The 23,395-nt window shown below is 75.1% G+C and carries 24 protein-coding genes; 11 read left to right on the top strand and 13 right to left on the bottom strand.

Translation table 11 applies throughout. The annotated features are described in order from the left end of the window. Positions 1-57: 57 nt before the first annotated feature. Positions 58-927: a carbon-nitrogen hydrolase family protein gene (locus ABZ809_RS16275; RefSeq protein ID WP_357563293.1), complete on the bottom strand. Its 870-nt coding sequence runs from the start codon at positions 925-927 to the stop codon at positions 58-60. Between the two features lie 105 nt (positions 928-1,032). Here ABZ809_RS16275 and ABZ809_RS16270 point away from each other — a divergent pair, with 105 nt between their 5' ends. From ABZ809_RS16270 to mug, 6 genes are all read left to right on the top strand, one after another. After that, entirely contained in the window at positions 1,033-1,605 is a 573-nt protein-coding gene (locus tag ABZ809_RS16270) for a helix-turn-helix domain-containing protein (protein WP_357563292.1), read from the top strand. Between the two features lie 93 nt (positions 1,606-1,698). Continuing rightward, the gene (locus ABZ809_RS16265; protein ID WP_357563291.1) at positions 1,699-2,604 is read left to right on the top strand and encodes a TIGR04222 domain-containing membrane protein; all 906 of its coding nucleotides are present in this window, start codon (positions 1,699-1,701) and stop codon (positions 2,602-2,604) included. Then, positions 2,601-3,419: a DUF692 domain-containing protein gene (locus tag ABZ809_RS16260; RefSeq protein WP_357563290.1), complete on the top strand. Its 819-nt coding sequence runs from the start codon at positions 2,601-2,603 to the stop codon at positions 3,417-3,419. Before ABZ809_RS16265 ends, ABZ809_RS16260 begins: the two co-directional genes overlap by 4 nt. Then, the gene (locus tag ABZ809_RS16255) at positions 3,416-3,862 is read left to right on the top strand and encodes a hypothetical protein (RefSeq protein ID WP_357563289.1); all 447 of its coding nucleotides are present in this window, start codon (positions 3,416-3,418) and stop codon (positions 3,860-3,862) included. The genes ABZ809_RS16260 and ABZ809_RS16255 overlap by 4 nt, the downstream gene beginning before the upstream one ends. A 67-nt stretch (positions 3,863-3,929) precedes the next feature. Beyond that, on the top strand, positions 3,930-4,697 hold the full coding sequence (locus ABZ809_RS16250; RefSeq protein WP_357563288.1) for an SDR family oxidoreductase: 768 nt from the start codon (positions 3,930-3,932) through the stop codon (positions 4,695-4,697). Next, complete coding sequence (gene mug / locus ABZ809_RS16245) at positions 4,697-5,326, top strand: G/U mismatch-specific DNA glycosylase (protein ID WP_357563287.1); 630 nt, start codon at positions 4,697-4,699, stop codon at positions 5,324-5,326. The genes ABZ809_RS16250 and mug overlap by 1 nt, the downstream gene beginning before the upstream one ends. A 4-nt stretch (positions 5,327-5,330) precedes the next feature. Here the strand turns inward: mug and ABZ809_RS16240 are convergent, their stop codons facing one another. From ABZ809_RS16240 to ABZ809_RS16230, 3 genes are all read right to left on the bottom strand, one after another. Continuing rightward, positions 5,331-7,310 carry an ABC transporter ATP-binding protein gene (locus ABZ809_RS16240; RefSeq protein ID WP_357563319.1) on the bottom strand — a complete coding sequence of 660 codons (1,980 nt, stop codon included), beginning with the start codon at positions 7,308-7,310 and terminating at the stop codon, positions 5,331-5,333. Between the two features lie 145 nt (positions 7,311-7,455). Beyond that, complete coding sequence (locus ABZ809_RS16235) at positions 7,456-8,223, bottom strand: enoyl-CoA hydratase/isomerase family protein (RefSeq protein WP_357563286.1); 768 nt, start codon at positions 8,221-8,223, stop codon at positions 7,456-7,458. 46 nt (positions 8,224-8,269) lie between these two features. Beyond that, positions 8,270-8,497 carry a helix-turn-helix domain-containing protein gene (locus tag ABZ809_RS16230; RefSeq protein ID WP_007462679.1) on the bottom strand — a complete coding sequence of 76 codons (228 nt, stop codon included), beginning with the start codon at positions 8,495-8,497 and terminating at the stop codon, positions 8,270-8,272. Positions 8,498-8,700: 203 nt separating this feature from the next. Between ABZ809_RS16230 and ABZ809_RS16225 the strand changes: the two genes are divergently transcribed. Continuing rightward, complete coding sequence (locus tag ABZ809_RS16225; protein WP_357563285.1) at positions 8,701-9,300, top strand: cadmium resistance transporter; 600 nt, start codon at positions 8,701-8,703, stop codon at positions 9,298-9,300. Between the two features lie 144 nt (positions 9,301-9,444). Here the strand turns inward: ABZ809_RS16225 and ABZ809_RS16220 are convergent, their stop codons facing one another. Continuing rightward, positions 9,445-11,049 (bottom strand): ABC-F family ATP-binding cassette domain-containing protein, encoded by a 1,605-nt coding sequence (locus ABZ809_RS16220; RefSeq protein WP_357563284.1) that lies wholly within the window; start codon positions 11,047-11,049, stop codon positions 9,445-9,447. A 245-nt stretch (positions 11,050-11,294) separates the two neighbouring features. On the opposite strand from ABZ809_RS16220, the gene ABZ809_RS16215 reads away from it, so the two are divergent. Continuing rightward, entirely contained in the window at positions 11,295-12,212 is a 918-nt protein-coding gene (locus tag ABZ809_RS16215) for a neutral zinc metallopeptidase (protein ID WP_357563318.1), read from the top strand. Between the two features lie 132 nt (positions 12,213-12,344). Here the strand turns inward: ABZ809_RS16215 and ABZ809_RS16210 are convergent, their stop codons facing one another. Continuing rightward, the gene (locus ABZ809_RS16210) at positions 12,345-13,676 is read right to left on the bottom strand and encodes a carbohydrate-binding protein (RefSeq protein ID WP_357563283.1); all 1,332 of its coding nucleotides are present in this window, start codon (positions 13,674-13,676) and stop codon (positions 12,345-12,347) included. Positions 13,677-13,992: 316 nt separating this feature from the next. On the opposite strand from ABZ809_RS16210, the gene ABZ809_RS16205 reads away from it, so the two are divergent. Both ABZ809_RS16205 and ABZ809_RS16200 read left to right on the top strand, forming a co-directional pair. After that, positions 13,993-14,895 (top strand): helix-turn-helix domain-containing protein, encoded by a 903-nt coding sequence (locus ABZ809_RS16205; RefSeq protein WP_357563282.1) that lies wholly within the window; start codon positions 13,993-13,995, stop codon positions 14,893-14,895. A 126-nt stretch (positions 14,896-15,021) separates the two neighbouring features. Then, positions 15,022-15,795, top strand: coding sequence for a carbohydrate-binding protein (locus tag ABZ809_RS16200; RefSeq protein ID WP_357563281.1), 774 nt, complete (start codon positions 15,022-15,024; stop codon positions 15,793-15,795). 128 nt (positions 15,796-15,923) lie between these two features. Here the strand turns inward: ABZ809_RS16200 and ABZ809_RS16195 are convergent, their stop codons facing one another. The 4 genes from ABZ809_RS16195 to ABZ809_RS16180 form a co-directional block, all read right to left on the bottom strand. Continuing rightward, entirely contained in the window at positions 15,924-17,342 is a 1,419-nt protein-coding gene (locus tag ABZ809_RS16195) for a helix-turn-helix transcriptional regulator (protein WP_357563280.1), read from the bottom strand. After that, positions 17,339-18,694: a helix-turn-helix transcriptional regulator gene (locus ABZ809_RS16190; protein ID WP_357563279.1), complete on the bottom strand. Its 1,356-nt coding sequence runs from the start codon at positions 18,692-18,694 to the stop codon at positions 17,339-17,341. The genes ABZ809_RS16195 and ABZ809_RS16190 overlap by 4 nt, the downstream gene beginning before the upstream one ends. Positions 18,695-18,801: 107 nt before the next feature. Then, positions 18,802-19,455: an acVLRF1 family peptidyl-tRNA hydrolase gene (locus ABZ809_RS16185; RefSeq protein WP_357563278.1), complete on the bottom strand. Its 654-nt coding sequence runs from the start codon at positions 19,453-19,455 to the stop codon at positions 18,802-18,804. A gap of 42 nt (positions 19,456-19,497) precedes the next feature. Then, entirely contained in the window at positions 19,498-20,052 is a 555-nt protein-coding gene (locus tag ABZ809_RS16180) for a TetR/AcrR family transcriptional regulator (protein WP_357563277.1), read from the bottom strand. Positions 20,053-20,109: 57 nt separating this feature from the next. Between ABZ809_RS16180 and ABZ809_RS16175 the strand changes: the two genes are divergently transcribed. Further along, positions 20,110-21,090: a DsbA family protein gene (locus tag ABZ809_RS16175; RefSeq protein WP_357563276.1), complete on the top strand. Its 981-nt coding sequence runs from the start codon at positions 20,110-20,112 to the stop codon at positions 21,088-21,090. 127 nt (positions 21,091-21,217) lie between these two features. Here the strand turns inward: ABZ809_RS16175 and ABZ809_RS16170 are convergent, their stop codons facing one another. From ABZ809_RS16170 to sufU, 3 genes are all read right to left on the bottom strand, one after another. Continuing rightward, positions 21,218-21,922, bottom strand: a complete 705-nt coding sequence (locus tag ABZ809_RS16170; RefSeq protein WP_357563317.1) for a LysE family transporter — start codon at positions 21,920-21,922, stop codon at positions 21,218-21,220. 558 nt (positions 21,923-22,480) lie between these two features. Then, positions 22,481-22,906, bottom strand: a complete 426-nt coding sequence (locus ABZ809_RS16165) for a metal-sulfur cluster assembly factor (protein ID WP_357563275.1) — start codon at positions 22,904-22,906, stop codon at positions 22,481-22,483. Continuing rightward, the gene (gene sufU, locus ABZ809_RS16160) at positions 22,903-23,379 is read right to left on the bottom strand and encodes a Fe-S cluster assembly sulfur transfer protein SufU (RefSeq protein ID WP_357563274.1); all 477 of its coding nucleotides are present in this window, start codon (positions 23,377-23,379) and stop codon (positions 22,903-22,905) included. The genes ABZ809_RS16165 and sufU overlap by 4 nt, the downstream gene beginning before the upstream one ends. Positions 23,380-23,395: the final 16 nt, after the last annotated feature.

Genomic DNA, 23,395 nt, shown 5'->3' with positions numbered 1-23,395 from the left:
GGCACCCTACGGGACCGCGACCGCCCGCCGACAGTGCCGATTTCTCGCCCGAAGCCGTCAGGCCGGCAGCGACGTACGCGCGCCCCCCTGTCCGGGCAGGCGGTCGAGCAGCATGCGGTGGGCCGCCCGGGTGGCCGCGAGCGCCTCCGGGCGGAGAACGACGACCAGCACGTCCTCGCCGCTGTCCGTGCCCCGGGCCAGCGGCCGGCCCTCCGGGTCGTAGACCGCCGCGCCACCGTTGAACCGCCACGGATCGGCGCCGCCGACGAGGTTGGCGAACACCACGTACATCGTGTTGTCCAGCGCGCGGGCGGCGTAGTAGAGGTCACGGCGGTGTTCGGAGCCGGCCAGGTAACCGCTCGGGCAGAGGTAGCCGTGCGCCCCGTCGGCCGCCGCGGCCCGGCCGTGCTCCGGGAAGCAGCCGTCGTAGCAGATGCCGAGCCCGAGCCGCCAGTCGTCGACGAGCAGGGTGGCGCCCCGGTCACCGGCGACGAACAGGTCCCGCTCGCCGCTCCACAGTTGCTGCTTGTCGTACCCGACGCGGACGTCGCCGGAGCGGTCGACCAGCAGGGCGGAGATCGTCCGCCGGCCGTCGGGGTGCCGTACGGCCGCGCCGACGACCACCGCGCCGCCGCCGTCGCGGGCCGCCTCGCGCAGCGGGTCCAGGCGTGGGTCGTCGACGCCCGCCGCCGCGTCGGCCGCGACGTCGGTGCCGGCCGGGTCGGCGGCGAGGGTCGGCAGGTGGTACGCGGGCAGGAAGAGTTCGGGCAGCACGGTCACCCTGGCGCCCCGATCCGTGGCCCGGCGGACCAGTCGGGCGGCGCTCGCCGCGTTGCCGGTCACGTCGCCGGGGACGGGCTCGGCCTGCACGGCCGCGACGGTCAGTGGGGCGGCGGGGACCGCGACGGCGGCGGCGGGTGGCGTCACGGGCCGATCCTAGCCGGGCAGGAATCGATGGATGATCATCCACGCGGGCAACCCAAGCCGTACGTACGGTTTGCAGGGCGCCTGCCGAACTGACACGATCGACCCGTGCCCAGAGTAAGTCAGGATCAGCTCGACGCGCGCCGGCAGGAGATCCTCGCCGCCGCCCGGGCGTGTTTCGCCCGGCACGGCTACGAGGGCGCCACCGTACGCAGGCTGGAGGAGGCCACCGGGCTGTCCCGGGGTGCGATCTTCCACCACTTCCGCGACAAGGACTCGCTCTTCCTGGCGGTGGCCGAGGACGACGCTGCGGCCATGGTGGAGACGGTCGCCCGCAACGGCCTCGTCCAGGTGATGCGTGACCTGCTGTCCCGTGCCGTCTCCCCCGACACCACCGGCTGGCTCGGCAGCCAGTTGGAGGTCTCCCGGCGGCTGCGTACCGACCCCGCGTTCGCCAGGCGCTGGGCGGAGCGGTCCGCCGCCATCGCCGCGGCGACCCGCGACCGGCTGGCCCGCCAGCGGGAGGCGGGAGTGCTCCGTGAGGACGTGCCCATCGACGTGCTGGCCCAGTTCCTCGAACTCGCCTACGACGGCCTGGTGCTGCACCTGGCGATGGGTCGTCCCGCCGGCGACCTCGACCCGGTGCTCGACCTGGTCGAGGAGGCCGTCCGCCGCCGCTGACCCACCTGCGCCGGGCCGGTGTTCCGACCGTCGCGGGACGTGGCGGCCCTGCCCCACAATGGGGCCGCGATCCCTCGCCGACAGGAGCAACCCATGACCGTCCTCGCCGCACCTGGTGACACCTGGGGCATCCCCGGCCCCACCTTCCTCGGGATCTATCTCCTCGCGACCGTCGTGGTCGTCGTCGGCACGCTCGTCCACCGGATCCTCGTCCTGGCCGGCCCGACCGCCGGGGACGTGGGTCAGCTCGGCCCGCAGCAGGTCGCCTACCTCAACGGTGGGGAGCAACTGGCGGTCTGGGCCTCGCTCGGCGGGCTGCGCGGCAGCGGCGCGATCGGCGTACGGCCGGACCGGCGGCTCACCACCGGCGGCCCGCTGCCCGCCGGGACCACACCGCTGGACCAGGCCATCCACCTCGCCGCCGGCCGGAACGCCACTGCCCGGGAGCTGCGCCGCGACGAGTGGGTCCGGCGTGCGCTCGACCAGCTCAGGACCGGCCTGGAGCAGGCCGGGCTCGCGGTGTCTCCGGCCCGCCGGGCCGCGCTGCGCCGCGGCGCGTTCCTGCTCTCCGCCCTTTCGCTGGTCGGCATCATCCGGATCATCGCTGGCCTGCAGAACGACCGTCCGGTACTCCTGCTCGTGCTCTGTCAGATCCCGCTGGTCGTGGCCAGCATCCTCCTGCACGTGGTGCCCCGGCGCACCCGGGCCGCCACCCAGGCGCTGCGGGGCCTGCGCCGGCAGCACACCTACCTCGCGCCCGCCTCGGGCCCCGCCTACGCCACCTACGGGGCGGCGGGCGCGGCGATGGGGGTCGCGCTGTTCGGTACCGCGTCGCTGTGGGCGATGGACCCGGGCTTCGCCGCGGAGGCCGAGATCCAGCGTCAGGCGACCAGCGGCGCCGGCGGCTCCTCCGGCTGCGGTGGCGGCAGCTCCTGCGGCGGCGGCAGCAGCTCCTGCGGCGGGGGTGGCGGCTGCGGCGGCGGCGGGTGCGGCGGGTGACCGGCCCGCAGGGCGTGGGCATCGGCTGGCGGCCGGAGATCGCCGGTTTCGTCGCCGACCTGCCCGGGCTGCGCTTCGTGGAGGTGGTCGCGGAGGGCGTCACCGCGACCGGGCCGCTGCCCGAGGGTCTCGCCACGCTGCGGGAGCGCGGCGTGACGGTCGTACCGCACGGCGTGCGGCTCTCCCTCGGCGGCGCCGAGCCGGTCGACCCGGCCCGCGTCGCCCACCTGGCCGCGGTGGCGGAACTCGTCGGGGCGCCGCTGGTCAGCGAGCACATCGCCTTCGTCCGGGCCGGCGGCGTCGAGGCCGGTCACCTGCTGCCGCTGCCCCGCAGCCGGGAGGCGGTCGACGCGATCTGCGCCAACGTCGCCCGCGCGCAGGCCGAGCTGCCGGTGCCGATCGCGCTGGAACCGATCGCGGCCCTGTTCGACTGGCCCGACGACGAGCTGGACGAGGCCGGGTTCCTCACCGAGATCCTGCTGCGCACGGACGCGTTCCTGCTGCTCGACATCGCCAACGTGTACGCCAACGCCCGCAACCGGGGCACCGACCCGGCCGCGCTGCTCGACCGGCTGCCGCTGGACCGGGTCTCCTACGTGCACGTCGCGGGCGGCACCGAGCAGGGCGGCTACTACCACGACACGCACACCGACCCGGTGCCGCCGCCGGTGCTCGACCTGCTGCGCGAGCTGTGCGCCCGCCGCCGGCCGCCGGCCCTTCTGCTGGAACGCGACGGGCACTACCCGCCCGGGCCGGTGCTCCGCGCCGAGTTGGACGCCCTCGCCGCCGCGTCCGGTTTCCCGGTGGTGACGTGAGCGGCGGGCTGGCCGAACGGCAGGCGGCGCTGGTGGCCGCGCTGGTGGCCGGTGGTCCGGTGCCGCCCGGTTTCGACCCGGCGGCGCTGGCCGCCGCCGGGGCCGCGCTGCTGCGCAAGCGGGCCGGAGAGGTCGCCCGGCACTGGCCGCTGCTCGCCGCCGGCCTCGGCCCACGCTGGCAGTCGACGTTCGCCGGCTGGGCGGCGGGCCGGCCGACCGCCGGCTCGCTGCGCGACGGCTGGGACCTGGCCCGGGACCTGCGCGACCGGGGCACGCTGCCGCCGCTGGGCGCGGAGGAACTGGCCGCGCGGGAGGCCACCGACCGCTACGACGGGCACACACCCCCGCGCCCCCGCCGGCTGCCGGGCTGGGGGCGCGCCGGCGGCGCCGTCGCGATCCAGGTCGCCGGTCGGGTACGCCTGCTGCGCCCCGCCCGGCACTGAGCGGAGCCATCCCCGCGAGCCGAGGGCCCCGCTGGCGGATCCGGCCGGGTACGGCAGGATCGGCGGCATGGATCTCGGACTGACCGATCGGGTGTACGTACTCACCGGCGCCTCCCGGGGGCTGGGCTACGCGACCGCGGAGTGTCTCGTCGCCGACGGCGCCCGCGTCGTGATCTCCGCCCGGGACGCCGACGCGGTGGCCGCCGCCGCGCAGCGCCTCGGCGGGCCGGAGCGGGCCGTCGGGCTGACCGCCGATCTGGCCGACACGGAGACGCCGGAGCGCCTCCTGGCGGCGGCCCGCGAGCACTTCGGGCGGATCGACGGGGCACTTGTCTCGGTCGGCGGGCCGCCGCCGGGCAGCGCCGCGTCGGTCACCGACGAGCAGTGGCGCCGGTCCTTCGAGACGGTCTTCCTCGGCACCGTCCGCATGGTCCGTACCGTCGCCGCTGCCCTTGCCGAGGGCGACGGCGGCGCGGTCGGGCTGGTCCTGTCGACCTCCGCGCGCGGGCCGGTGCCCGGCCTGGGCATCTCCAACGGCCTGCGGCCGGGCCTAGTGGGCATGGCCAAGGACGTCGCCGACGAGTACGGGCCCCGGGGCGTCCGGATGGTCGGCCTGCTACCGGGGCGGATCATGACCGACCGCAACGTGGAACTCTTCGCCGCCACGGGTGACCCCGAACGGGCGCGGGCGGAGGCCGAGGCCGCCATTCCGCTGCGCCGGATCGGCGTGCCGGCCGAGTTCGGCCGGGTGGCCGCGTTCGTGCTCTCCCCCGCCGCGAGCTACCTGACCGGGGTCACCGTGCCGGTCGACGGCGGCGTGCTGCGGAGCCTCTGATGGCCGCCCCCGCTGCGGGACCGGGCCCAGGCTCTCCAGGCCGACGGCGGAGGCGGCCGAAAGAGCCGGCCGGCGGGCAGCCTCCGCCCACCCGGGCCGAGCTCGCCGCGGCGGCGGAGCGCACCCTGCCCGACGTCATCGCGCCCGACCTGGACGTGCTGTTCGTCGGCATCAACCCGGGCCTGTGGTCGGCCGCCACCGGGCGGCACTTCGCCCGCCCGGGCAACCGGTTCTGGCCGGCGCTGCACCGGGGCGGGTTCACGCCCAGGTTGCTGCACCCCAGCGAGCAGGACGCGCTGCCGGGGCATGGCCTGGGCATCACCAACATGGTCGCGCGGGCCAGCGCCCGGGCCGACGAGCTGACCCCGGCCGAGCTGGTCGCGGGGGCGGAGATCCTCACCGGCAAGGTCGAGCGGTACCGCCCCCGGTGGGTCGCCGTGGTGGGGGTGACCGCGTACCGGATCGGGTTCGCCCGGCCGAAGGCGACCTACGGCCCGCAGCCGGAGTCGCTGGCCGGTGCCCGGATCTGGGTGCTGCCCAACCCCAGCGGCCTGAACGCGCACTTCACGCCCGAGACGCTGGGGGCCGCGTTCGCCGAGCTGCGGGCGGCGGCGACCGCCGCCGGCTGACGGCTCAGTTCGCCGCGGCGGGCGGCAGCGCCTCGTCGGCGAGGTAGGGCCGCAGCGGCGGCACGGCCACCGGCTCGGGACCGGTCGCGTCGGCGTACGGGGTGGGCGAGTCGGCGACCGCGAACTGGGTGCGGTAGAGCTCGGCGTAGAGGCCGCCCACGGCCACCAACTCCTCGTGCCGCCCCCGCTCGACGATCCGCCCGTCGTCGAGGACCAGGATCTGGTCGGCGTCGCGGACCGTCGAGAGCCGGTGCGCGATCACCAGCGCGGTACGCCCGGTCAGCGCCACCGACAGCGCCCGCTGCACCGCGGCCTCGCTCTCCGAGTCGAGGTGCGCCGTCGCCTCGTCGAGGATCACGATCGACGGGGCCTTGAGCAGCACCCGGGCGATGGCGATGCGCTGCTTCTCGCCGCCGGAGAAGCGGTAGCCGCGCTCGCCGACGAGAGTGTCCAGGCCGTCCGGCAGCGACCGGACCAGGTCGGCGACCTGCGCCCCGGCCAGGGCCGCCCAGATCTCGTCGTCGGTGGCGTCCGGCTTGGCGTAGCGCAGGTTCTCGGCGATGGTCTCGTGGAACAGGTGCGAATCCTGGGTGACCACGCCGATCTCGTCGCGCAGCGAGTCGAGGGTGGCGTCGCGGACGTCGACCCCGCCGACCAGCACCTGCCCGTCGGTGACGTCGTAGATCCGCGAGATCAGCATGGACAGCGTCGACTTGCCGGCGCCGGACGGCCCGACCAGCGCCACCATCTGCCCCGGCTGGACGGCGAGCGAGACGCCCTTGAGCACCGGCTCGTTGATCGTGCGGTCGAGCGCGGCGACCTCCTCCAGCGAGGCCAGCGAGACCTCGGCGGCGGCGGGATAGCGGAACCGCACGTCACGGAACTCCACCCGGCCGCTGCCCCGGGGCACCACGACGGCGTCGGGCTTCTCCTCGATCGAGGGCTTCAGGTCGAGCACCTCGAAGACCCGGTCGAAGGAGACCAGCGCGCTCATCACGTCGACCCGGACGTTGGACAGCGCGGTCAGCGGGCCGTAGAGGCGGGTGAGCAGCAGGGCGAGGGTCACCACGGTGCCGGCGCTGACGTTGCCGGTGACCGCGAGCCAACCGCCGAGGCCGTAGGTGAGCGCCTGGGCCAACGAGGCGACCAGCAGCATCGCCACGAAGAAGGTCCGCGAGTACATCGCGGACTGGATGCCGATGTCACGGACCCGCTCGGCCCGCCCGGCGAACCGGTCCGCCTCCACCTCGGGCCGGCCGAAGAGCTTCACCAGCAACGCGCCCGAGACTCCGAACCGCTCGGTCATCGTCGCGTTCATCTTCGCGTCGAGGTTGTAGGACTCCCGGGTGATCTCGGCGAGCCGCTTGCCGACCCGGCGCGCCGGGATGATGAAGACCGGCAGCAGCACCAGCGAGAGCGCGGTGATCTGCCAGGAGAGGGTGAACATCACCGCGGCCGTGAGCACGAGCTGGATGACGTTGCTGACCACCCCGGACAGCGTCGAGGTGAACGCCCGCTGCGCCCCGAGCACGTCGTTGTTGAGCCGGCTGACCAGCGCGCCGGTCTGGGTGCGGGTGAAGAACTGCAACGGCATCCGCTGGACATGGTCGTAGACCCGGGTGCGCAGGTCGAGGATGATGCCCTCGCCGATGCGGGCCGAATACCAGCGCTGGGCCAGGGAGAGCAGCGCGTCGGCGACCGCGAGCGCGGCGATGACGAGCGCCAGCCGGATCACCGCGCCGCCGGCGTCGGACCCGCCCCGGGTGATGGCGTCGATCACGTCGCCGGCCAGCACCGGGGTGGCGACCCCGATGACCGCCGCCAGCACGACGGTGACCAGGAAGACGACGATGTCCCGACGGTAGGGCCGGGCGAAGGCGACCACCCGCCCGGCCACGCCGCGCGTGAGCCGATGGGTGGAGATCTCGTCGCGGTTACGGATCGACCGGAGCATGCTCCAACCGGTCATGCCGCCGCCGGACATCGAGTGGGACACGCTCACCTCCGGGTCGTCGGGCAGGCCGCACCGTCAGGCCAATTCTCCCGACGACTCTGACAACCTCGGCCGTAACCCGGATCTTCCCGAACGGTCCTTACTATTCGCCCCGGGCTACTCGCCTCGCCCCGGGCTACTCGCCCCGGCCGGCGAGGTCCCGCAACCGCCGGGTCTGCGCCTCCCGCTCGGCCCGCTGCTGGTCGGCGGCGGACCGGCCGGCGGACCCGGCCAGCAGGGCCTTGATCTCCACCACCGCGTTGCGGTTGTTGGCCAGCAGCCCGCCGGTCAGGTCACGCACCGCGGCGTCCAGCTCGGCGTTCGGCACCACCCGGGTGGCCAGGCCGATCCGGTCCGCCTCGGCGGCGTCCATCCGCCGGCCGGTCGCGCAGATCTCCAGGGCGCGGCTGTAGCCGACCAGGTCGACCAGACGGCCGGTGCCGGCGAGATCGGGAACCAGGCCGAGCGTCACCTCGGCCATGGAGAGCTTCGCGTCCTCGGCGAGCACCCGCAGGTCGCAGGCGAGCGCCAGCTGGAACCCGGCGCCGATCGCGTGGCCCTGCACGGCGGCCACGGAGATGACGTCGGGGCGGTGCAGCCAGGTGAAGCCGCCCTGGTACTCCGCGATCCGGTCGGCGCACTCCTGCTCGGGCAGGGTCGCCAGCTCGGCGAACGACCCCGGGCCGGAGGCGCCCGCCACCGACAGGTCGAGACCGGCAGAGAACGCCCGCCCCTCGCCGCGGACGACCACGACGCGGATGTCGCCGGGAAGATCCCGCGAGAAGTCGCTCATCGCGCGCCACATCGCCGGGGTCTGCGCGTTGAGCACGTCGGGCCGGCACAACGTGACTGTCGCGACCGGCCCGTCGCATTCCAGCCGGACCCCGGTCGTCTCGGCGGTCACCGGACGGCCCGGGGAGCGGCGCTGGTGGACGACGCTGGTGGGCGGGTCACGCCTTCTTGCGGCGTCGGGCGCCGCCGCGCTGCCGCAGCTGGACCCCGGACTCGGTGAGCACCCGGTGGATGAACCCGTAGGAGCGGCCCGTCGAGGCCGCCAGCGCACGGATGCTCTCACCCGAGGTATACCGCTTTACCAGGTCCTTGGCGAGCGTCTGGCGCTCGGCTCCGACGATCCGGCGACCCTTCTCAGTGCTGGTGGCTGTGCCAGTGGCTGCCATGCTGTGTCCTCACGTCCCAGACTGTGCGGTTCGGATACGGTCCCACCTATTAGACCGCCTCGAACGATCATGCGCCAGATATCAACTCTTCGCCAACCGACACGCTATGCATTGTCATCTTCCCGATACAGTGACGCCGCCGACGCCTCCCGGGGATCGACACCCGTCCGGGGCGGCGGGCGGCCGGGCCATACCCTGCTGGCGTGATCGATCTCCTGGGCACCGCGGCCGGTGCCGCCGCCGTGTTCGCCGCCACCAACCTCGACGACATCATCGTGCTGACGCTGTTCTTCGTCGCCGCCCGCACCACCGGCCGGCCCCGCACCTGGCAGATCGTCGCCGGGCAGTACCTGGGCATCGGGGCGCTCGCGCTGGCCAGCGCGGTGGTCGCGGCCGGGCTGCTGGTGGTGCCGGAGCCGTGGACCGGCCTGCTCGGCCTGCTGCCGATCGCCCTCGGCGTCCGCGCGCTGCTCGACCGCGAAGCTGACGACGCCCCGGCGGTGGTCGGCTCGACGCTCGGGGTGGCCGGGGTGACGATCGCCAACGGCGCCGACAACATCGCCGTGTACGTGCCGGTGTTCCGCTCCCTCGGCCCGCTCGACATCGTGGTGTTCCTGCTGGTCTTCGTGGTGCTCGTCGCGGTGTGGTGCGCCGCCGGGGCCTGGCTGGGCGGTCATCCCCGGGTGGTCCGGCTGGTCGGGCGCGTCGGCCACTGGCTCGTCCCGGCCGTCTTCGTCGCCATCGGCGCGATCATCCTGACCACCTCGGGCGTCCTACCCCACCTGCTCACCCTGCTCCCCTGACCCCACACCCCGCCCACCCCCACCCGGCCCCCGCCCGTCCGATCCCGCCCCGTTGATCATGACGTTTGCGTGCTCCACTCCGGCGTGTCGCTACAGCAACGTCATGATCAACGCGGCCAACCGGGGGGTGGGGTGGGGGGTGGGTTAGGCGAGTTCGACGAGTTCCAGGAGGTCGTCGCTCCAGGCGTCCTCGTCGCCGTCGGGGAGCAGGATGGCCCGGTCGGGCTTCAGCGCCATGACCGCGCCGGGGTCGTGGGTGACCAGCACGATCGCGCCCGGGTAGCGGGCGATGGCGTCCAGCACCTGCTCCCGGCTGACCGGGTCGAGGTTGTTGGTCGGCTCGTCGAGCAGCAGCACGTTCGCCCCCGAGCAGACCAGGGTGGCCAGCGCCAGCCGGGTCTTCTCGCCACCGGAGAGCACCCCGGCCGGCTTGTCCACGTCGTCGCCGGAGAACAGGAACGCGCCGAGGATCTTGCGCAGGTCGGTGTCGGTCTGCTCGATGGCGGCGCTGCGCATGTGCTCCAGCACCGTCCGGTCGACGTCGAGCGTCTCGTGCTCCTGCGCGTAGTAGCCGAGCCGCAGGCCGTGGCCGGCGTGCACCTCGCCGGTGTCCGGCTCCAGCAGGCCGCCGAGCATCCGCAGCAGGGTCGTCTTGCCGGCGCCGTTGAGCCCCAGGATGGCCACCCGGGAACCCCGGTCGACCGCCACGTCGACGTCGGTGAAGATCTCCAGCGAGCCGTACGACTTGGACAGGCCGGACGCGGTGAGCGGCGTCTTGCCGCACGGCGCCGGGCTCGGGAAGCGCACCTTCGCCACCTTGTCGGCGACGCGTACCTCCTCCAGGCCGGAGATCAGCTTCTCGGCGCGGCGGGCCATGTTCTGCGCGGCGACGGTCTTGGTGGCCTTGGCCCGCATCTTGTCGGCCTGCGCCATCAGCGCGCCGGCCTTCTTCTCGGCGTTGGCCCGCTCCCGGCGGCGGCGCCGCTCGTCGGTCTCGCGGGCCTCCAGGTACGCCTTCCAGCCCAGGTTGTAGACGTCGACCACGGAGCGGGTGGCGTCGAGGAACCACACCTTGTTGACCACCGACTCCAGCAGCGAGCCGTCGTGGGAGATCACGATCAGGCCGCCCTTGTGGTTGGCGAGGAAGCTGCGCAGCCAGGTGATCGAGTCGGCGTCGAGGTGGTTCGTCGGCTCGTCGAGCAGCAGGATGCCGCCGCCGTTCTCACCCGCGTCGCGGAACAGGATCCGGGCCAGCTCGATGCGGCGGCGCTGGCCGCCGGAGAGCGTGCCGATGGTCTGGGCGAGCGCCCGGTCCGGCAGCCCGAGGTTGGCGCAGATCCGCGCGGCCTCGGCCTCGGCCGCGTAGCCGCCGAGGGAGGCGAACTGGTCCTCCAGCGCGCCGTAGCGGCGGACCAGCCGGTCGTCGGCGCCGTCGGCGAGCTTGGCCTCGATCTCCTTCATCTGGGCCATCAGCACGTCCAGCCCTCGCGCGGAGAGCACCCGGTCGCGGCCGGTGACGTCCAGGTCGCCGGTGCGCGGGTCCTGCGGGAGGTAGCCGATGGCGCTGCGCCGCTCGATCTGCCCGCCGTACGGCTGGCCCTCGCCGGCGAGCACCTTCAGCGTGGTGGTCTTGCCGGCGCCGTTGCGGCCGACCAGGCCGATCCGGTCACCCGGCTGCACCCGCAGCGTGGTGTCGGACAGCAGGATCCGGGCGCCGGCGCGCAGCTCCAGGCCGGTGGCAGTGATCATGTCGGGGGACTCGCTCTCGGGGTCTGGAAGGGCTGACTCAGGGCACGCGAAAGCGCCGGCGAGCACGAGGCCCGTCGGCGCGGGGCGGTTCAGCCTTCGCAGAGCAGCACGGGCCCAAGTGTACCGGGCGCCGCCCGGCCACCTCGCCGGATTACCGATCAAGATCATCGGGTACCGAATCGCCGTCCGGACCCGGTCCGGTACCGCAACCACCAAAACGGATCAAATCGGTGATCGGGGTAGACATGGAGCTGAACGAGAACGCGCGGATCGACACCAGCCAGGTGGACGACCGGCGAGGGTCCGGCGGGGGCGGTGGGCTGGGCGGCATCCCCATCCCGATCGGCGGCGGGCGGGGCGGCATCGTCGGCATCGTCATCGCCGTGCTGGTCGCGCTCGTCGGCGGCGGCTTCGGTCTCAACGCCGCCACCAACGGCGGCGACGAGCCGCAGGGCGACAACACGTCGCTGGAGCAGAAGTGCTCCGCCGACGACGCGCTCCAGCAGCTCGACTGCCGCAACGCGCTCTACGTCAACTCGATCCAGGCGTACTGGCAGAAGGCGTTGCCCGAGGCGTTCGGCGAGCAGTACCGCCCGTCGAAGACGGTGTTCTTCAGCCAGGGCGTGAACACCGCCTGCGGGCAGGCCGACTCCGGCGTCGGGCCGTTCTACTGCCCCGCCGACGACCAGGTCTACATCGACCTCACCTTCTACCAGGTGCTCGCCCAGCAGCTCGGGGCCGCCGGCGAGTTCGCCCAGCCCTACGTGCTCGCCCACGAGTACGGCCACCACGTGCAGGACCTGCTCGGCACCGAGGCGCAGATGCGCCGCCAGCAGCAGCGCGACCCGGACAGCGCCAACGCGCTCTCGGTGAAGCTGGAGTTGCAGGCCGACTGCTTCGCCGGCGCCTGGGCGAAGAACGCCACCGGCACCGCGGACTCCGGCGGCCAGAAGATCTTCAACAACATCAGTGAGCAGGACATCCAGCAGGCCGTCGACGCCGCCGAGAAGATCGGCGACGACGCCATCTCCGAGCGGGCCAACCGGCCGGTGAACCCGGACGAGTTCACGCACGGCTCGTCGGCCCAGCGCAAGGAGTGGTTCACCCGGGGCTACTCCACCGGCGACCCGAAGAGCTGCGACACCTTCGGCGGCAGCCGCTGAGCACGAAGCACCCCTTCCTGACGCACGAGGCCACGGGCCCGGTCGGTGACCGGGCCCGTGCCGGTGTAAGGAAGGGCCCCTTGCTAACGCATAGCGTTAGCAAGGGGCCCTTCCTTACACCGGCGGCGGTGGTCAGACCCGCTGCCAGAGCGCCGGCACGTTGGGCGGCTCCCAGCCCGGCTGGGCGGTGTGCCCCTGGAGGCAGCGGTAGGACAGGCCACCGTAGGTCACCGTCGCGCCGGCGGCGTACGCGGTGCCGACCTGCCAGGTCGTTCCGCCCGGCGGCGGCTCGGTCGGGGTGGGCGTGGGGGTCGGCCCGGGGCCACCGGTGGTGACGAGGGTCAGCCCGTACGCCGCCAGGATCGCGTTGACCGGCTGGAAGTACATCGTCCCGCCGGTGGTGCAGTTGCCGGAGCCGCCCGAGGTGACCCCCTGGGCCTGGTTGCCGGAGATCCACGAGCCGCCGGAGTCACCGGGCTCGGCGCAGGCGTTGCTCCGCGTGAGCCCGCTCACCGTGCCCTCCGGATAGGTCACCGAGGCGTTCTTCTGCTGGATGGTGCCGCAGCGCCACCCGGTGGTGGAGCCGGACCGGCAGACCGCCGCACCCACGGCGGCCTCGACACTGCCCGCCACGGCCACCGTCCCGCCCCGGTAGTCGTTGACCAGCCCGCGCGGGGTGTTCCCGGCGTCGACCTGCACCCAGGCGTAGTCCCGGCCGGGGAAGGTGGAGCCGCGCACCGTGCCGCCCGGTTGCGACGTGCGGGCTCCGGCCCGGCCGCAGTGTCCGGCGGTGACGAAGCCCCCGTTCACCGAGAACCCGATCGAGCACCGGCTGCTGCCGGTGTAGTAGGCGTTGCCGCCGATCACGTCGGCGTACGGCCTCGGGTTCTCCGTGCTGACCTCGACCCGCAGCGCACCGGCCGGCACCCCGGCGGCGGTGGCGAAGGACCGGGCCGCGGCGGTGGCGCCGGCCCGCGCGAGGACCACCACGTCATTGGCGGGCAGGTCGGCGTACCAGCCGACGACGGTCGCCGGCGCGGCCGTCGCGCCGTTCAGCCGGTCGACCGCGGCAGCCAGGGCGCGCTCGCCGTAGGTCACCGGGACGGGAACCGCGCCGAGGCCGCGCACCGTCTCGGCGTCGGCCGCGCTGGTGACGCCGACCGAGACGGTGCCGCCCCGCTCGGCGACCCAGGTGCCGCCGTAGCGGGCGCCGAGGGTGCCGCGCAACACCTGCTGCACCCGGCTGGCCCGGTCGTCGACGTCGAGCCGGGCCCGGGCCTCGGCCGGGGTCAGCCGCAGGTCCCGTTGCAGGGCGGCGAACATCTCGGGGGCGACGCCGTCGGGGGCGGCGGGGGTGGGGGTGGGGGTGGGATCGGCGCTGGCCTGGGCGGTCAGCGCCGCGGTCAGCACCAGCGTAACGGCACTCAGGGTAGTTGCCGCCACAGTGGCTGTTCGTCGGAGCATGGGGGTCTCCTCGCAGTCAGAACGATGTGGAGGATCGAAGCAACCGACTGCGAGCAGGCATGTTGCGCCACGCGGGGCTCCGCAGCCGGTCCGCTACTACAGGGAAAACAGTTGTTGTTAACTCTGTTGCCATCACCGTAGGTTAGACATCCGACGCCGTCAATACAGGCGTCGACCCGTCCCTCGTCAGCGCTGGGAGCTGCCCGTGTCCCCGTCGCGCCCGCCCGCCCCGGCCGCCCGGCCGGCCCCGTCCCTCCGATCCCGAGCGGCCCCGTCCGTCCGATCGCGACCGACCGCCGCCGGGGGGCCGCCGGCGTTGCCCCGGCACGACCTGGCGGCACCCGCCCCGGACGACGTGCCCTTCGCCATCGGCACCTTCGACGAGATCGGCCCGCTGTCCCGCGCCGGCTTCCCGCACCGGCACACCTTCTACGAGCTGGTGTACGTGACGCACGGCCGTGCCTCGCACGTCATCGACGTCGACGTCCATCCCGTCCGGCCGCCGCACCTGTTCGTCGTCACGCCCGGCCAGGTGCACCACTGGCAGGACCAACGCGACCTGCGCGGGCACGTGCTGCTGTGCGCCGCCGACTTCCTGCTGACCTTCCCGGCCGACCGCGACGCGCTGCACCGTTCGGGCCACCGGTCCTGGCGCCCGCGCGACGCCGCGCAGGCCAGGAGGATCGCCACCCTGCTGCACTGGGCGACCGCCGAACACCGCCGGGGTGGCCCGGGCCGGGGTAGCACCCTGCGGGCCTACCTGCACCTCCTGCTCACCGAAGTGCTGCGGTCCCCGCCCACGGTCCCCGGCCCGCCCGCCGTGCCCCGGGCCCGCGAGCACCGGTCCGCCGCCGCGATCGCCCGCCGCTTCGAGGAACTGCTCGCCGAGCCGGACCTCGTCGGCGCGCCACTGCGCGCGTACGCACGCCGGATCGGCGTGTCCGTGCGCCACCTCAACGACGCGGTGCCGCTCGCCACCGGAACCACCCCGGCCCGGCTGATCCGCCAGGCCCGGGTACTGGAGGCGAAACGACTGCTGACCAGCACCGACCTCACCATGGCCGCGATCGCCGACCGACTCGGCTTCGCCGACCCCGCCTACTTCTGCCGGTTCTTCCGACGCGAGGCGGGCGACTCACCGGGCGGGTTCCGGCGCACGGCGGAAAACACCACGATCCCGCCCTCCCGCACATCGACGCACCCTGACGCCTGTCAATAGCGTCGGGTCGCCGGCCGCACCGGGTGTACCGGGCGGCCGGGCAACCGATCCCGATGAGGAGGAACGCTCATGAAGGCTGCGGCCGACGACGCACGGGAACCAGGCGACCCCCGCCCCCACGGGGGCATGACCCGCAAGAGCGTGCTGACGGCGGCGGCGCTGGCCCTGCCCGCCCCGTTCCTCGTCGCCGGCGCCGCACGGGCGGTGGCAGGGGGCGAGGTCTCGCCACCGCTCACCCCGTACTGCGACGACGGCGACGACCCGACGCCGGCACAGATGGAGGGCCCCTACTTCAAGCCGAACTCACCACGGCGCACCTCGCTGGTCGAGGCCGGCACAATCGGCACCCGCCTCACCGTCACCGGTCACGTCTTCGGGCTCGACTGCCGGCCGCTGCCCAACGTGCTGCTGGACTTCTGGCAGGCGGACGCCAACGGCGGCTACGACAACCTCGGCTACCGCCTGCGCGGCCACCAGTTCACCGACGCCTCGGGCGCGTACCGGCTCGACACGATCGTGCCGGGCCTCTACCCCGGCCGGACCCGGCACCTCCACGTCAAGGCGCAGGCGCCGAACCGGCCGGTGCTCACCACCCAGCTCTACTTCCCCGGCGAGCCCCGCAACAGCACCGACACGCTCTTCGACCCCGAACTGCTGATGGCGGTACGCACGGTGGACGGCGGCCGGGCGGCCAGCTTCGACTTCGTCCTCAACGTGGCCTCCGGGCCCACGCCCACCCCGACCGGCACCGCCCCCGGCGGGACCTGGGCGGCCGGCACCGCGTACCCGGTCGGGGCCCAGGTGACCTACGGCGGCCTCGGCTACCGCTGCCTCCAGGCACACACCGCCCAGCCCGGCTGGGAACCGCCGCGCGCGCCCGCGCTCTGGGCACCGGCCTGACGGCGACTCGGACACCCGCCCCGCCGGGGAACACCCTCGGACGAACCCGGTCGCCCGTCCTCCGTCGGTGCCGCCCGCCCCGCCCGCTCGGGCCGGCCGGTGCCGACGGCGGAAGGGCGACCGGGTGCTCAGGCCGTGGCGCGGTGCGCGGTCACCAGCTCACCGAGCTGTTCCACCTGGTGCAGCCCGTCGCGGAGCAGGTCGAGTGCGTCCCCCGGCCGACCCCAACCCTCCAGCCGGTCGGCCAGCAGCAGGACCACGGCCGCCAACTCCCGCCGCCGCCCGGCCGCCCGGTAGCCGGCCACCGCCGCCCGCAGGTGCCGCTCGGCGCCGGGCCGGTCACCGGCGTCGGCCCGCAGCAGGCCGCGCACCCGGTCGGCGCGGGCCGCCACCACCGGGTCGCCGCCCAGCCCGGTGGCCTCGCCCAGCAGCGCCTCCGCCCGCTCCGGCTGGCCCAACGCCTGGTAGACCTCGGCCAGCTCGACGCCGATCTCCCGGGCCGACGTCGGCCGCCCGGCGTCCGCCAGCGCCGCGTGCGCGGTCGCCAGGTCGGCGAGCGCCCCGGCCAGGTCGCCGGCCGCCCGGCGCCCCTGCCCCCGGGCCCGGTGGCAGTACGCCAACTGCACGCGCATGGCGGCCTGCCGGGCCGCCTGACGAGCCTGCTCGACGGCGACGGCGGCCTCCGCCGTCCGCCCCGAGGCGAGCAGCGAACCCGCGACGGTCAGGTGCAGACCGGCCACCCGGGCCGGCGCGGCCAGCACCGCCAGGGCCAGGGCCTGCGTCGCGGCCTCCGCCGCCGCCTCCTCGTCGCCGAGCGCGCCGTGGCAGAGCGCCAACTCCGCGTGCAGGGTCGACAGGGCCGACGGGTCCGGATACCCGTCGCGCGCCAGTGCGTCCCGCGCCTCCGTGAGCAGGTAGCAGGCGTACCGCGGATCACCCGCGTGGTGCACCACCGCGGCGCGGGCGACCGCCGCCTCGGCCCGGACGTGCGGTGGCGCGCCCGCCAGCAGTGCCTCCGCCCGATCCACCTGGGTCGACGCGGTGTCGACGTCGTCGCGGCGCAGCGCGGCACCGGCCAGGCCGAGCCGGGCCCGGGCCTCCAGCACCGGCTCGTCCAGGCCGACGGCGGCCGCCGCCACCTCCGCACAGACGGCAACCGTCTCCTCGGTGGCACCGGCCAGGTCCGCCCCGACCAGCCGGAGCTGCTGGCGCACCACGTCGACCGGCGAGCGGCCGGCGGTGAGGTCCGTCGGCGTGACCCCGAGCCGCTCGGCGAAGTGGGCCACGGCCTCGGCGGAGGGCACCCGGCGACCGCCCTCCACGGCGGAGACGTAGGCAGCGGTGTAGCGGGGCTCGGCCAGGGCGCGCTGGGTGAGACCCCGTTCCGCCCGCAGCCGCTGGAGGCGCCCGCCCAGCGCACGCGCCGGCCCGTCCGCCACGACGGGCTCCGGCCCGGTCGTGGCCGGCTCCGGCGCGTCCGCCGCGTCGGGCGCCGGCTCGGTGGCATGCTCCGGCGCGTCCGCCACCGGGGGGTGAAGCTCGGTCACGACAGGCGCTCCGCCGCGCGCAGACCACGGCGGAGCACCGCCGCCGCCTCGTCCCGCTCCGCCCCGGCCAGCAGCAACTCGGCGAGATGTCGGCAGGTGATCACCACGTCCCCCATCAGGCCGGCCCGCTCGTACCGGTCGACCGCCCGCAGCAGCAGCCGCCGCGCCTGGACGTCGTCGCCCCGGGCGGCCCGCACCAGGCCGCGTACCCGGTCGGCCTCGGCCATGAGCTCCCGGTGGTCGCTGGCGGCCGCCGCCCCGGCGGCCTCCTCGGCCAGCGCCCCCGCCTCGTCCAGGACGCCCTCCCGCCGGCGGGCCTCGGCCAGCTCCAGGGTCGCCCCGGCATGGTCGAGTACCGCGCCGACGGCGCCCAGCATCTCCCGGGCCCGCCGCAACTCCGCTCCCGCCTCCCCCGGCCGCCCGGCCCGCAGCAACACGTAGCCACGGGCCCAGTGGCACAGGGCGATCTCACGGGTCAGCCCCAGCTCGGTGTAGCGGCGGACGGCCTCCCGCAGGTGCCGGTCCGCCTCGTCCAACTCGCCGTCGCGGCGCAACTGCCCCGCCACGGCGTGGAACTGCGCCACCCACTCCCGGTGGGTCACCCGGCCGAGCAGGGGGGCCACCTCCCGCTCCAACCGCCGGGCCCGCTCCCGCCAGCTCAGTTCGAGGAACGTGTACATCAACGCGTTGGTCAGCCGAAGCTCGGCGTCGGCGTCCACCGGGGGCGCCGCCCGCAGGGCCCGCAGGCCGCCCTCCAGGATCGCCACCGCCCTGGGCGCGTCCCCGGCGACCAGGAGGCAGTACGCCTGCCGGGCCAGCACCGCCGCGCGCAGCGGCGGGCAGCCGTCGGGCAGGTCGTCGGCCAGCACGTCGTACCGGGCGGCGGCGTCCTCGGTCAGCCCACGGTGCAGCTGGGCCTCCGCCAGGTGGTATCGGGCCCAGCCGGCCAGTTCGGACAGCCGGTAGGCCTCCGCCCGGCGGCGGATCCCCGTCAGCGCCCGCTCGGCGGCGTCCAACCGGCCCGCGGAGAGGTCCCGCCGCGCCACCGCCTGCTCGGCGGCGAGCTGGGCGGCCGCGTTCGCCGGACGGCCGTAGCGCAGGTCGTCCACCGGCAACCCGAGCTGCCGGGCGAAGTGCGCCAGCGCCTCGGGGCTGGGCACCCGCGCGCCCGACTCGACGGCGCCCAGGAAAGCCCGGGTGTAGCGCGAGCCGGCGACCTGCTGCTGGGTCAGGCCCCGGGCGACGCGCAGCCGCCGGATCCGGTGGCCCAGGCTCTCCCCGGCCGGATCGTCGTCGTGGGCGCCCCCCGCGGCGCCGGGCACGGCGACGCCGGCCGCGGCCGTCTGCGCCATCCTGGCTCCTTCCCGACAGTCGCGCCCAGCCTAGTGCGTCCACCGGCTGGTCCCGAGCGTCCGCCGTCGGCGCGACCGGCACGGTGTCGCGACGCGCCGCCGGCCGGTCAGGACGGCGCCGGATCACGCACCAGGATCCGGACCGCCCGGGCCGCCGCGATCGCGCCGACCAGCACGGCGTGCCGGGGCTCGGGGACGTCCAGCAGGCGGTCGGCGCGCAACGCCGCCAACGGGGCCAGCCGCCGGTCGGCGAGCACGGTGTCCACCGCCCGCCGGTCGCCGCCGCAGACCAGGGCACCCAGGGACGACGCCTCCGGCAACAGCAGCCGTACGGCCAGCTCGGCCGCGTCGCCCAGCGCCGCCTTCGCCTGGTTGTCGCGCCGCCGGGCGAACCGCTGCTGGGACCAGCCTCCGGCGGCGGTACGCCCCTGCACGTAGCGGGTGTCCACCTTGGAGACCACGAGCTCCTCCCCCGCCGCGACGCCCACCGCCACCGCGCCCTTGCGGGCGAGCAGCAGGCCGATCCGGCGCGGCGCGGTCGCGGCGGCCACGAAGCCGGGCACGTCCACCGCGGCCGGCGCGCCGGGCGGGGTGTGCAGCTCGGCGGTCGCGTCGTCCGGGGCGGCGAGCAGCAGCCCGTACTCCCCGGCGGTGGTGGTGGGCGGGCCGTGCCGGTCGGCGAAGCCCTCGATCCACCGGGCCACCCGCGCCGGGGCCACCTCGACCCACCGACCTCCGCCTACCGCCGGCCTGCCGACCACGGCGACCTCCCTGCTCTCGTCCCTGTCGAAAGGTGGCACACGTCAGCCACGGAGCAACCGCCAGGTCGCCAGCGCGGTCTCCGCCGCGCCCGCCGGGGCCCGCGCCGCCGTCCAGCCCGCGATGACGCCGGTGAGGGCCCCGGCGAGGTAGTCGGCGTGGACGTCCACCGGGACGTCCTCGACGCCGGGCCGGGGCCGCCCCTCGAAACTCTGCCGCAGTTCCGCGGCGAGCCGGTCCCGCAGGCCCGCCGCGAAGCGGGCGCTGCCGTGCGGGGACAGCATCCGACGGTAGAGGACCGCGTTGGCGGCGACGTCGGCGAAGAGGTCGCGCAGGGGTTGGGGCACCTCGTCGCGCGGGGCGTCCAGCGGGCAGAGCGCCGCGGCACGCGCCACCTGGGCGACCGCCTCGTCCATCGCGTCCGCGACGAGCGCGTCCAGGTCGGCGAAGTGGAGGTAGGTGGTCGCGCGGTTGACGCCGGCCCGCCGGGCGACCTCCGCGATCGTGATGTCGCCCAGCTCCCGTTCGGCGGCCAGGGCGAGGACCGCCGCCCGCAGTCGGGCCCGGGTCCGCCGCACGCGGGGATCGGAGGAGTTCACCGGCACACCATACGACGTCCGTCGCTTATGCGACACGTGTCGTGTAACGTGTCGGGCATGCTGATCGAGGTCTGGGCGGATGTCGTCTGCGCGTGGGCGTACATCGGCAAGCGACGGCTGGAGCGGGCGCTGGCGTCCTGGACGGGCCCCCCGGTCGGGGTCGCCTGGCGGCCGTACCGGATCGACCCCGCCGCCCCCGTCCCCGCCGAACCACTGGCCGAGGCGCTGCGCGACCCGATGGTCGACGCCGCGCTCCAGCAGTGCGCGCCGGACCTGACGCCCGCCGAGAACCGGGAGCGGGTCTCCCGCATCGCGGCGGCCGAGGGCCTCGGCCCGCGCTGGGGGGCCGGCTGGCGGGCCAGCAGCCACGACGCCCACCGGCTCATCGCCCTCGCCCAACAAAGCGGCGGTACGCGACTCCAGGGCGCGGTCGCGGAGGGCGTCATGCGGGCGCACTTCGTCGACGCGCGGGACATCAGCCTCCCCACCGTGCTGGACGACGTCAGCCGGGCCGCGGGCTTTCCCGACGGCGGCAGGCTGCTGGCCGATGGCGGCGGCGAGACAGCCGTCCGGGAGTTGCTGCTGCGCGGCCGGGCCACGGGCGTGACGACCTCACCGACGTTCGTCGCCAACGGTGCGACGCTGCACGGGGCGCAACCCCCGGAGGTGATCCACACCTTCCTGTCCGAGGCGGCCCGCCTCAGCCCGCCGCGGCTGCCCGCGGAGGTCGAACGGCTCCGCCACGCCGAGGCGCTGCTGGATCTCGGCGATCCCCTCGGCGCCCTCACCCTGCTCCAGCCGCTCCTCGACGCCCACGGCGACGACCGCGGCACGCGGCTGCTCGCGGCACGGGCGTACTTCCACTCCGCCCAGCTCAACCGGGCGCTACGGATCCTGGAGCCGCTCGCGGCGGCGGCCCCGGACGACTCGTACGTGCAGTTGCTGCTCGGGCGGACCCTCGAACGACAGGGTGATGCCGCGCGTGCCGCCCGCCACCTGCGGCTGGCGGCGGCGATGTCCCCGGGCTACGCGCGCTGACGCCCGGCCGGCGTGGCGGTGCTCGCGCTACGCGGCACCACCTGCAGCCGGCGGCGGGTCTCCTCCAGCGGCATCGCGCTCCTGGTCGCCGCCCCTGGCGCGGTACGGCGCCGAAGGCAGCCCCCGGTCAGCGCGGCAGCAGCATGGCGATCGCGAGCACCGCGATGAGGGCGCTGGAGACCAGCGCCGTGAGGCGCCGCCCGCGCGGCCCGGTCAGCGCCCGCCCGACCAACGTGCCGCCACCGGCGATCAGCAACTGCCAACTGGCCGAAGCGACGAAGGCACCCGCCACGAACAGCAACGCGCCGGCCGTGCCCGATTCCGCGCCACCCGACCGGCCAAGGATCAGAGCGGCGAAGTAGACCACCGTCGCCGGGTTGAGCAGAGTCAGCGCCAGCACGCCGGCGAAGGCCCGGCCGGGGGTGTCCAGGCCCCGGCGGGTACGGGCCGCCCCGGTCCCGGCCCGAGGGCTGTCCCGGTTGGTTCGGCCGTCCCGGCTGTCCCGGCTGGTTCGGCTGTCCCGGCTGGTTCGCCACGGCACCCCCACGGGCAGGACGCGCCAGGCGCCATGGCCGGCGATCGCGAGCAGCACCACTGCGGCGGCCCACCGCAGCGGCCCGGCGACCGGGGCGATCAGCCCGGCGGCGGCAGCGCCCCCGAGGGTGGCCGCGGCGGCGTAGAGCCCGTCAGCCGTGGCCACGCCGAGCGCGGCGGCGGCCCCGACCCGGAACGACGTACGGGCGGTCAACCCGAGGATGAGCACCGCGATCGCGCCGACCGGAACGGCGACGCCGTAGCCGGCGACCAGACCGCCCAGGAACGCGCCGGTCACGACGGTCGGCGGCGGATCGGGCCGAGACCGGACGCCGTCCGCTGTCGCCACGCGGCGGTAGCCGCAGCGACAGACACGGACTTCGTCAGGTACGCCTCGATCACCCCCAGATCCTCCCGCGCCCCCTCACCCCACACCACTGATTTCCGGCCCCGCGCGCTGCGCCCCCCGCCCCGCCCCGCGCCCCGCCCCGCGCGCGTCCCCGCCCCGCCCCGCCCCGCGCCGCCCCCGCGATCTTGCACTTTCTGCCTCCGGGATGCGATGAATGCACCATTTGCGAGGGCACTAAGTGCAAGATCGGCGCCGCTGGGCGGGCGCCTCGGGGTAGCGCGCCTCGCCTCGGGGCGGGCGCCTCGGGGCGGGCGCCTCGGGGCGATGGCTCGGCCGGGCGGGCGGGGCGGATGGGCCGGGGGACGGGCGGACTCGATGGCGGAAGGGGACGGGCGAGGCGGGGCGGTGGGAGAGAGAGCGGGTAGGAGGGGTGGAACGGGCGAGCGCGCCGGCCCGGGTGGGGACGACGCGCTCGGCGGGACCGGGCTGGGCCGGTCAGACGTTGAATCAGACGTTGAAGCCGAGGGAGCGGAGCTGGTCGCGACCCTCGTCCGTGATCTTGTCCGGCCCCCATGGCGGGAGCCACACCCAGTTGATCCGGATGTCGTCGACCAGGCCACCGCCCGGGCCGGTGGTCAGCGCCTGCCGGGCCTGGTCCTCGATCACGTCAGTCAGCGGGCAGGCCGCCGACGTCAGCGTCATGTCCAGGGTGGCGACGTTGTCGTCGCCGACGTGCACGCCGTACACCAGACCGAGGTCGACCACGTTGATGCCCAGCTCGGGGTCGACGACGTCCTTCATCGCCTCCTCGATGTCGGCGACGGCGGCCCGCCCCTTGGCCGCCGACTCGGCCGGCGCGGCCGGCGCCCCGGCCGTGGTGGCCGCGCCCTCGGTCGCCGGGGTCGCCGCGGTGGCGGTGTCCTCGCTGCTCATGCCTCAACCTCCGAAGGGCTCACGCCCATGCCGGCGCGTGCCGCGGCGTCCTTGAACGCCATCCACGGCAACAGCGCGCACTTGACCCGGGCGGGGTAGCGGGCGACGCCTGCGAACGCTACCCCGTCACCGAGCACGTCCTCGTCCGGCGTGACCTGGCCACGGCCGGACATCAGCTCGACGAACGCCTCGTGCACCCGGAACGCCTCACCCGCGCCCCGGCCCACCAGCAACTCGTGCAACACGCTCGCCGACGCCTGGCTGATCGAGCAGCCCATGCCGTCGTACGAGACGTCGTGCAGCTTGTCGCCGTCGGTCGCCACCCGGACGGTGACCTCGTCGCCGCAGGTCGGGTTGACGTGGTGCGCCTCGGCGACCCGGGCGTCCGGGGCGTCCGCGTCGCGCAGGCCCCGGCCGTGCGGGTGCTTGTAGTGGTCCAGGATGATCTCCTGGTAAAGAGATTCAAGCTGCATCAGGCTGACCTCCCGT

The sequence above is a fragment of the Micromonospora sp. NPDC047074 genome (genome assembly GCF_040643815.1).
GTDB lineage: Bacteria > Actinomycetota > Actinomycetes > Mycobacteriales > Micromonosporaceae > Micromonospora.
The sequence above is the reverse complement of the archived record's forward strand: the minus strand, read 5'-3'. Positions and strand labels throughout refer to the sequence as shown.

Excerpts from the sequence above, each read along its gene's own strand:
- mug (WP_357563287.1), top strand. The coding sequence starts at position 4,697 with ATGGCCGCCCCCGCTGCGGGACCGGGCCCAGGCTCTCCAGGCCGACGG.
- ABZ809_RS16215 (WP_357563318.1), top strand. The coding sequence starts at position 11,295 with ATGGAGCTGAACGAGAACGCGCGGATCGACACCAGCCAGGTGGACGAC.
- ABZ809_RS16220 (WP_357563284.1), bottom strand. The coding sequence starts at position 11,049 with ATGATCACTGCCACCGGCCTGGAGCTGCGCGCCGGCGCCCGGATCCTG.
- ABZ809_RS16240 (WP_357563319.1), bottom strand. The coding sequence starts at position 7,310 with ATGTCCGGCGGCGGCATGACCGGTTGGAGCATGCTCCGGTCGATCCGT.
- ABZ809_RS16175 (WP_357563276.1), top strand. The coding sequence starts at position 20,110 with ATGCTGATCGAGGTCTGGGCGGATGTCGTCTGCGCGTGGGCGTACATC.
- ABZ809_RS16265 (WP_357563291.1), top strand. The coding sequence starts at position 1,699 with ATGACCGTCCTCGCCGCACCTGGTGACACCTGGGGCATCCCCGGCCCC.
- ABZ809_RS16250 (WP_357563288.1), top strand. The coding sequence starts at position 3,930 with ATGGATCTCGGACTGACCGATCGGGTGTACGTACTCACCGGCGCCTCC.
- sufU (WP_357563274.1), bottom strand. The coding sequence starts at position 23,379 with ATGCAGCTTGAATCTCTTTACCAGGAGATCATCCTGGACCACTACAAG.
- ABZ809_RS16200 (WP_357563281.1), top strand. The coding sequence starts at position 15,022 with ATGACCCGCAAGAGCGTGCTGACGGCGGCGGCGCTGGCCCTGCCCGCC.
- ABZ809_RS16165 (WP_357563275.1), bottom strand. The coding sequence starts at position 22,906 with ATGAGCAGCGAGGACACCGCCACCGCGGCGACCCCGGCGACCGAGGGC.
- ABZ809_RS16190 (WP_357563279.1), bottom strand. The coding sequence starts at position 18,694 with ATGGCGCAGACGGCCGCGGCCGGCGTCGCCGTGCCCGGCGCCGCGGGG.
- ABZ809_RS16230 (WP_007462679.1), bottom strand. The coding sequence starts at position 8,497 with ATGGCAGCCACTGGCACAGCCACCAGCACTGAGAAGGGTCGCCGGATC.
- ABZ809_RS16210 (WP_357563283.1), bottom strand. The coding sequence starts at position 13,676 with ATGCTCCGACGAACAGCCACTGTGGCGGCAACTACCCTGAGTGCCGTT.